This is a genomic window from Thermogemmatispora sp., assembly GCF_019683635.1.
Classification (GTDB): domain Bacteria; phylum Chloroflexota; class Ktedonobacteria; order Ktedonobacterales; family Ktedonobacteraceae; genus Thermogemmatispora.
In genome coordinates this window covers 1-6,622 of record NZ_JADGIA010000250.1, presented here as the reverse complement: position 1 = coordinate 6,622, position 6,622 = coordinate 1, and the positions used below count along the sequence as shown (strand labels likewise).

The window sequence follows — 6,622 nt, the reverse complement described above, 5'->3', positions numbered from 1 at the left end:
TTTCTACCCCGTCTAATTCGTCGGCAGCGTAAGATGTGTATAAGATACTGGTGGTGGAGGGGCCACTCGCTGTGCTCTCGTCAGGGCTGGGGGTGGAAGCATGCTGGCTAAGCAGCTGGTTGAGGAGTTGCTCGATGCCCATCAGTTGGGCGGCCAGTAGGCGGTCGAGGGCACTCTCGATCTGTTGTTGTTGCTGCTGCTGGCGCTGTTCGACTTCGTGTCCCAGGGCCTGGACCAGGCGTGTTTGCTGGGTGCCGAGCTTTTGGCTGAGGGCGATGTTGAGTTCGTTCTGCTGGTCGTTGAGTTTGTGAGTCAGGTTGCGGAGCAGCTCCTGTTGCAGCTGGTTAAGGCGCTGCTCAAAATCGCGGCTCAGGATGCTGAGGCGCTGCTCGAAGCTCCGCTCCATCTCCTGGCGATGGATGGTGAGGCGGCGTTCGAGTATGGTATTGAAGGATTGTAGTTCATCTTCGGTGAACGACATAGCCACGTCCCTTTTGTTCTTCCTGGGTGAGCCTGCAGACAAGTATAGGGGGAGTGGCTGTGATTGTCAATTCGGAGGCGGTGGCTGGCAGCGGCGTTGTGGGCTGCTCTGCTACTGGGGACCTGGTGCTAGCCCTGTGCTACAATAGGGGGAAGGGCAGGCAGGCTGATGCTGCGCTGCGCTAGAGTACTGCTTGAGGAGGTGCAGGCCGTGCCACGTGCCATTGACTTTCATGTGCATCTGCCGACGACTGAGTTTATCCAGGTGACCCTTGGTCCTTACGCGAAGGCCGCGGAGCGCTTTTTTCGTACGGAGGTGAAGCTCAAGGATATTGAGCAGCTGGCCGCTGATTATGCAGCGGTGGATATGATTGGGGTGCTGCTGGCCTGGGATGCTGAGACGGCGACGGGCCTGCCTCCCCTGGGCAACGATTATGTGGCGGCGATTGTGCAGCGCTATCCGCAGCAGTTCATCGGCTTCGCTAGCGTTGATCCCCATAAGGGGAAGGCGGCAGTGAAGGAGGTCGAACGGGCGATTAAGGACCTGGGCCTGGCTGGGGTGAAGTTTCACCCGGGCGTGCAGGCTTTCTATCCGAATGATCGGGCCTTCTATCCGCTGATGGAGAAGATTCAGGAGCTGGGGGTGCCGGCCCTCTTCCATACGGGGACCAATGGTCTGGGCGCGGGGGTGCCGGGAGGAATGGGGATTAAGCTCGATTATACCCGCCCGATCTATCTGGATGCGCTGGCCGCTGATTTCCCCGGCCTGACGATTATCGGGGCGCATCCTTCCTGGCCCTGGCACGATGAGATGATTGCCATTCTCCAGCATAAGACCAACGTCTACAACGATCTGTCTGGCTGGTCTCCTAAGTATATCCCTCAGTCGTTGCTGCGTGAGGCAGCTACGCGCCTGCAAGACCGTATTCTCTTCGGTTCCGACTATCCTTTCATTACACCGCAACGCTGGCTGCGCGATTTCGAGGCGCTCGATTCTTTCACTCCCGAGGTGCGTGAGAAGATTTTGTGGCGCAATGCTCAGAAGCTGCTCGCTCATACGGCGGTGGCGCATATGCACTTTGGCTGACCGCTGTCACTCTTTTCCAGGGGAGACTCTGCTCGTGTAACTTCCTGGGCCCCTGACCCGTATATCCCTCAGTGTTGTTTCCTCTTTGGTGCCAGAAAGGGAGGTACCCTTGGGATGATGTCTCAGCAGGAGGGCGAGGCCTTCCGTGATGTCCCCTACGGACACTATGCAGGGGAGCCGCAGCCTGCTAGTTCTGCCGGTGGGCCTGAGTCGCGTCTGGTCGGAGAGCCTTCGAAGGTCTATCCGTCTCGGGCAGAGCATGTCAATCTTTTCCGCTTCCTGGTCGTTTTGATGGCAATGGTGACGATCCTCGTTCTGGCGGTGATCTGTTTGGTCATTGTGGGTGGTAGCATGCCTTGGCTCAGCTTTGGGGCTGGTTCCTTTACTGTCTTTTTGGTCACAGTGGTGGCTTTGGACAGGATTAAGTAGGCTCATTTCGTCTCAGCCAAGGGTGTCGAAGAAGCTGGCTGGCGGCAGCGTTGGCAGCAGGCGAGAGATCAGCTGCTCGTCGATGCGCTGGTCTGCCAGTTCCAGGGCGCTGAAGAGGACGCCGACAACTGGTTCGAAGCGGGGGCGGGTAGGCTGGGCCTGCGGTGAGCGGCTGTGCACGCGGGCGATGATTGCCTCAGCCAGCAATGGTGAGGGATGGCGCAGGACGCCGCCGGCCAGTACAAGAGGGAAGGACTGGCCTTCGAGGCCGACGCGCTGGGCTGCAACGTTGGCGAAGTCGCCCAGTGCGCTGCCGTGCTTGCGGACCAGGCGGCGGGCGACGCCATCGCCGGCCTCGGCTTCGTCGAGGAGGGCAGCCGCCAGTCCGCTCAGCGGGCGGGTCTCCTGCTCCTGCGGGAGGCGCGCTGTTAGTCGGTGCAGGACCTCCTCGACGCTCCTGGCATCAAAGTAAGCGAGGACCCGCTCGCGCAGGGTGGTGGGTGGGCTGATGCCGAGTTCGGCGTGGAAGACGGCTGTCAGGACTTGCTGGCCGAGGTGGCCGGCTCCCTGGACGCTGTCCTGCCAGTGGCTGGAGTGCCAGGTGCGCCCGTCCGGTCCTCTGGCTCCAGTGGCGGCGCCGGTGCCGCAGATGACGGAGACGCCGCTGTTGGTTGTGCTTCCTATACAGGCAGGGTGGAGCACCCCAAGGGCATCGTTCTGCACCAGCAGCCGCTGCCCGTAGCCTCTAGCGCGCATGGCTGCCTCTAGCAGGGCGAAGTCCTCCGGCCAGTCGGCCCCGGCCATGTTGAAGACCGCTGCCTCCAGGTCTGTGGGGTGGCAGTCGGCCTGTCTGAGAGCGGCCTCGACGGCTCGCTCGATTTCCCCTAGAGCCGCAGGCTCATGCGCGCTGGCTTGCTCTCCCGGGGGAATGTGGTAGATGTCTCCGCAGCCGGCGCGCCCGTAGCCGCGGATCTGGCCATCGAGGGTGGCCACCAGGGCCAGGGTTTTGGTGTTGCCGCCGTCGACTGCCAGGACACAGCTCCTCATCGTTTCTCTCTTCCTCTCCTTGTCTTGTTCTTGCTTTGTTCAGGTTGTCGTTGCCAGCTTAGTGCAAGAGTCTCTCTGGTAGGTAGGCGCGGTGGGCGGCGGCCATCTCGTCGTAGAGTGCTTCTGCTTTGCTCAGGGAGAGGACCAGAGGGTGGCTGGCCAGGGCACGGATGGCATCGCGCCGGTTGCCACGCCAGGCTGCTTCTGCGGTCAGGGCCTGATAGTCGGCGAGCTGGCCGATGAGACCCCGCAGGTGGGCGGGTAATGGCTCGTGGATGAGTGGGGTAACGCCCTGGCGATCGACGTAGCCGACGATTTCGACCACGCGATCGTCGGGTAAGCCAGGGAGAGCGCCCCGGTTGGGAACGTTGACGTACCAGAGTTCGCCGCGGTCGTTGTAGATGGCGTCCATGACGTCGATGGCCAGCTCTAGCTCGTGAAGGCCGCCGCGTGAGCGCGCAGGGTCGAGGGTTGGTGTCTCGCGCTCGGCTTGTTCGCGGTAGTGGGCCCAGTAGTCGGGGACGCTGGCCATGATGTCCTGGGCGCGTGTGGTTGGCTTGGCCTGAAGCTCGGCTAGCAGTTCATCTTTGTAGTAGTAATACTGCAGGTAGTGGTTGGGAAGGGCCTGCATGCTCACAGCCAGGCGTAGTTGCCGCAGCATATAGCGCAGCTCGGGGTCGGGGCTGGCTTCGCCTTCAGGGTGCTCGCGGCGCAGGCGCTCGTAGGTCTCCTCCAGCAGTGGGAGAAAGTCCTGTCCGTCGTAGCGTGGGTTGATTCCCCAGGAGCCGTGGTTGAGGCCGCGGAAGCGCACGCTGAGTCGGCTGGGGTCAAGGCCGGCGTAGCGTGCGAAACGGGCGGCGTCCATGAGAGGGCCTTCGCAGAAGGAGATGATGGGAATAGGGCTGTGGTGGGTAACGGCTTCTGAGATGATGTTGATTGGGTTGGTGTAGTTGAAGAGCCGGGCCTGTGGGCAGACGGCTTCCATGTCGGCGATGATCTCCTGCATGACGGCGATGCTGCGCAGTGCCATGAAGAAGCCACCGGGTCCCTGCGTCTCCTGGCCGATGATGCCGTGCTTAAGCGGGATGCTCTCGTCAAGGTGTCGTGCTTCGAAGCCCCCTGGTCGGTAGCTGGTCAGTACGGCGTCGCAGTCGCGTAGGCCGGCGCGCCGGTCGGTGGTGATGGTGATGGTGAGGTCCAGGCCACGAGCGCGGGCCAGTTTGCGGGCGATGGCTTGGACGATCTTCAGGTGCTCTTCGTTCAGGTCGATCAGGACGACTTCGGAGCCGTTGAAGTGCTCTCCTTGGGCGATGAAAGAGGCCATTGTGCCAGCGGCGCGGGTGCTACCGCCTCCGATGTAGGCAAGTTTGATGCGGGCCACGGTTCGCTTCGCTCCTCCCCAGGACTGGACTGATCTAGACAACTAGATGATTCCAGTATACACTCTCTTGTCCAGATCCTCTTGTCTCAGACCAGTTGCCCTTATCTGGTATCTGGTCTGGCCTGCTGAATCGAGGGCGGGGGCTGTCCTCACCTCAGCTCAGCTTAGCCGGTTTCGCCGTGGTAGGTCAGTGGCTCGGTGTCGGTGGGGCTCTCCCAGACGGCGCTGACAAGTGCGGGGAGTATCTTGCCTGCCTTGCCGCGCAGGTCGTAGAGTCGGCTTGGTTTGAGGCCGTAGCTGCTCTCTTCTTGTAAGAGTGGCGTCGCTTCGGGGTTGATGACGGCTACGGTCGCTCCTGCCCGCAGGGCGGTGTGGGGGAGTGAGGCCGCTGGCTCGACGATGCCGGAGGTGCCGATGACGAGCAGGACGTCGCAGCTGAGGACGGCCTGGAGTGCCTGGTAGTATGTGCGTTCTGGTAGCAGTTCGCCGAACCAGACGACGTCGGGCCGCAGGTAGCTGCCGCAGCGGGGGCAGCGTGGGGGGATCTCCTCTTGGCTGGCGATGTCTGGGTTGGCGGGGTGGTCCTGGGCAAAGCACTTGGTGCGGAAGAGGTTCCCGTGCAGTTCGAGGACGCGGCTGCTGCCGGCGCGTTGGTGCAGCCCGTCGACGTTTTGGGTGATGATGGTGACTTCTTCTACGTAGCGCTCCATTGCTGCCAGGGCGCGGTGACCAGCGTTGGGTTGGGCGGTAGCGGCCTGCTGGCGCCGCTCGGTGTACCATTCCCAGACGCGGCGTGGATTGCGTTCGAAGGCTTCGCGCGTCGCTAGCTCCTCCGGGTTGAAGCGCGACCAGAGACCGCTGGTGGCGTCGCGAAAGGTCGGGATGCCGCTCTCGGCTGAGATCCCTGCTCCTGTCAGGACGGCGATCCGCCTGGCCTGGCGCAGGGCCTGGCAGAGTTCGTGAGGAATGCTCTGTTCCATGTCTCTCTCTTTGTCTGCGTCTTCCGTTTTCTGGTTCTGGCTCCTTCTCGTCCCTTGCTCACTTTCCGCCATATCAATAATGTATGGCGTGCATCGCTTGCTTGCAAGGGTGGGAGGTGGGGAGGTCGGGCTTTGATCGTTTTTCTGCCTCTTGTTCTGTATTCTCTCTCTTCTGGTAATGATAAGATGCTCTATGGTGGCGGCTTGATCCGCTACCGTTCTGGTTCCGTGCGCTCCTTAAGGAATACGAAGGAAAGGAAAGGAAGGTTTGCACACGGTGACTGAGAGTCTGAACGTGCTTGGCTTCGCTGGTCTGGGACGGATGGGTCTGCCTCTGGCTCGTAATCTGCTTCGTGCTGGCTACCGTTTGCGAGTCTATAATCGTACGCCTGCGCGGGCTGAGGAGCTGGTGGCTGAGGGGGCACAGCGCGTTGAGCGCCCGCGTGACCTGGCTGAGCCGGGAGGGGTCGTCTTTTCGATGCTGGCAGATGATGCGGCGCTGGAGGCGGTGACGTTGGGTGATGATGGCCTGCTTGCCGGTCTGGCTCCCGGTGGGGTGCATGTCTCGTTGAGTACTGTCTCGCCTGCTATTGCGCGCCGTATGCAGCGCTTGCACGCAGAGCGAGGCTGTGCCTATGTAGCTGCTCCGGTGGTGGGACGGCCTGATGCTGCGGCTGCTGGCAAGCTCTGGATTTGTCTGGCCGGCGAGCCGGCGGCCAGGGCGCGGGTCTTGCCCTTCTTGCAGTTGCTGGGCCAGGCCGTTTTTCCGTTTGGGGATGAGCCGGCGTTGGCGAATGTGGTGAAGCTGGCTGCTAATTTCCTTGTCGGTTCGGCTCTGGAGGCTCTGGCCGAGGCTCTGACTCTGGCTGAGAAGCAGGGGGTTGAGCGTTCGGCTTTGATGGAGATGCTGGCTCAGACGATTTTCGCTTGCTCGGTCTATCAGAACTATGGGCGGATGATTGCCGAGCGTCGCTTTGCCCCTGGTTTCTCGCAGCGTCTGGCGCTTAAGGACTTTGGCCTGGTCTTGGATGCCGCGGATGAGGCTCGGGTGCCGATGCCGCTGGCTGGTCTTGTCCATGACCGCTTGCTCAGTGGGGTTGCTCGTGGACGGGGAGAGGAGGACTGGACAACGCTGGCGCGGGCTGTGGATGAAGCTGCCGGCCTGGCATAAGCGGTGGGGTGATGAGAGACAGGAGAGTGGAGGAGAGGGGGAAAGGG

The 6,622-nt window shown here is 61.8% G+C and carries 7 protein-coding genes; 3 read left to right on the top strand and 4 right to left on the bottom strand.

The genetic code is table 11. The features are described from left to right. A partial coding sequence (locus IRZ31_RS19245; RefSeq protein WP_297156707.1) for a hypothetical protein occupies window positions 1-481 on the bottom strand: 481 nt, incomplete at its 3' end. Window positions 482-691: 210 nt separating this feature from the next. Between IRZ31_RS19245 and IRZ31_RS19240 the strand changes: the two genes are divergently transcribed. Together IRZ31_RS19240 and IRZ31_RS19235 are read left to right on the top strand one after the other, a co-directional pair. Beyond that, window positions 692-1,567 (top strand): amidohydrolase family protein, encoded by an 876-nt coding sequence (locus IRZ31_RS19240; RefSeq protein WP_297156702.1) that lies wholly within the window; start codon window positions 692-694, stop codon window positions 1,565-1,567. A gap of 114 nt (window positions 1,568-1,681) precedes the next feature. Next, entirely contained in the window at window positions 1,682-1,996 is a 315-nt protein-coding gene (locus IRZ31_RS19235; RefSeq protein ID WP_297156700.1) for a hypothetical protein, read from the top strand. A 12-nt stretch (window positions 1,997-2,008) separates the two neighbouring features. Here IRZ31_RS19235 and IRZ31_RS19230 read toward each other — a convergent pair whose 3' ends face one another. The 3 genes from IRZ31_RS19230 to IRZ31_RS19220 all read right to left on the bottom strand — a co-directional run bounded on the left by IRZ31_RS19230 (window position 2,009) and on the right by IRZ31_RS19220 (window position 5,404). Beyond that, window positions 2,009-3,043, bottom strand: a complete 1,035-nt coding sequence (locus tag IRZ31_RS19230; protein ID WP_297156697.1) for a BadF/BadG/BcrA/BcrD ATPase family protein — start codon at window positions 3,041-3,043, stop codon at window positions 2,009-2,011. Window positions 3,044-3,101: 58 nt separating this feature from the next. Beyond that, window positions 3,102-4,424, bottom strand: a complete 1,323-nt coding sequence (locus IRZ31_RS19225; RefSeq protein WP_297156694.1) for a hypothetical protein — start codon at window positions 4,422-4,424, stop codon at window positions 3,102-3,104. A 164-nt stretch (window positions 4,425-4,588) separates the two neighbouring features. Further along, window positions 4,589-5,404, bottom strand: a complete 816-nt coding sequence (locus tag IRZ31_RS19220) for an NAD-dependent deacylase (protein ID WP_297156692.1) — start codon at window positions 5,402-5,404, stop codon at window positions 4,589-4,591. Window positions 5,405-5,681: 277 nt separating this feature from the next. On the opposite strand from IRZ31_RS19220, the gene IRZ31_RS19215 reads away from it, so the two are divergent. Further along, window positions 5,682-6,575: an NAD(P)-dependent oxidoreductase gene (locus IRZ31_RS19215; protein ID WP_297156689.1), complete on the top strand. Its 894-nt coding sequence runs from the start codon at window positions 5,682-5,684 to the stop codon at window positions 6,573-6,575. Window positions 6,576-6,622 lie beyond the last annotated feature (47 nt).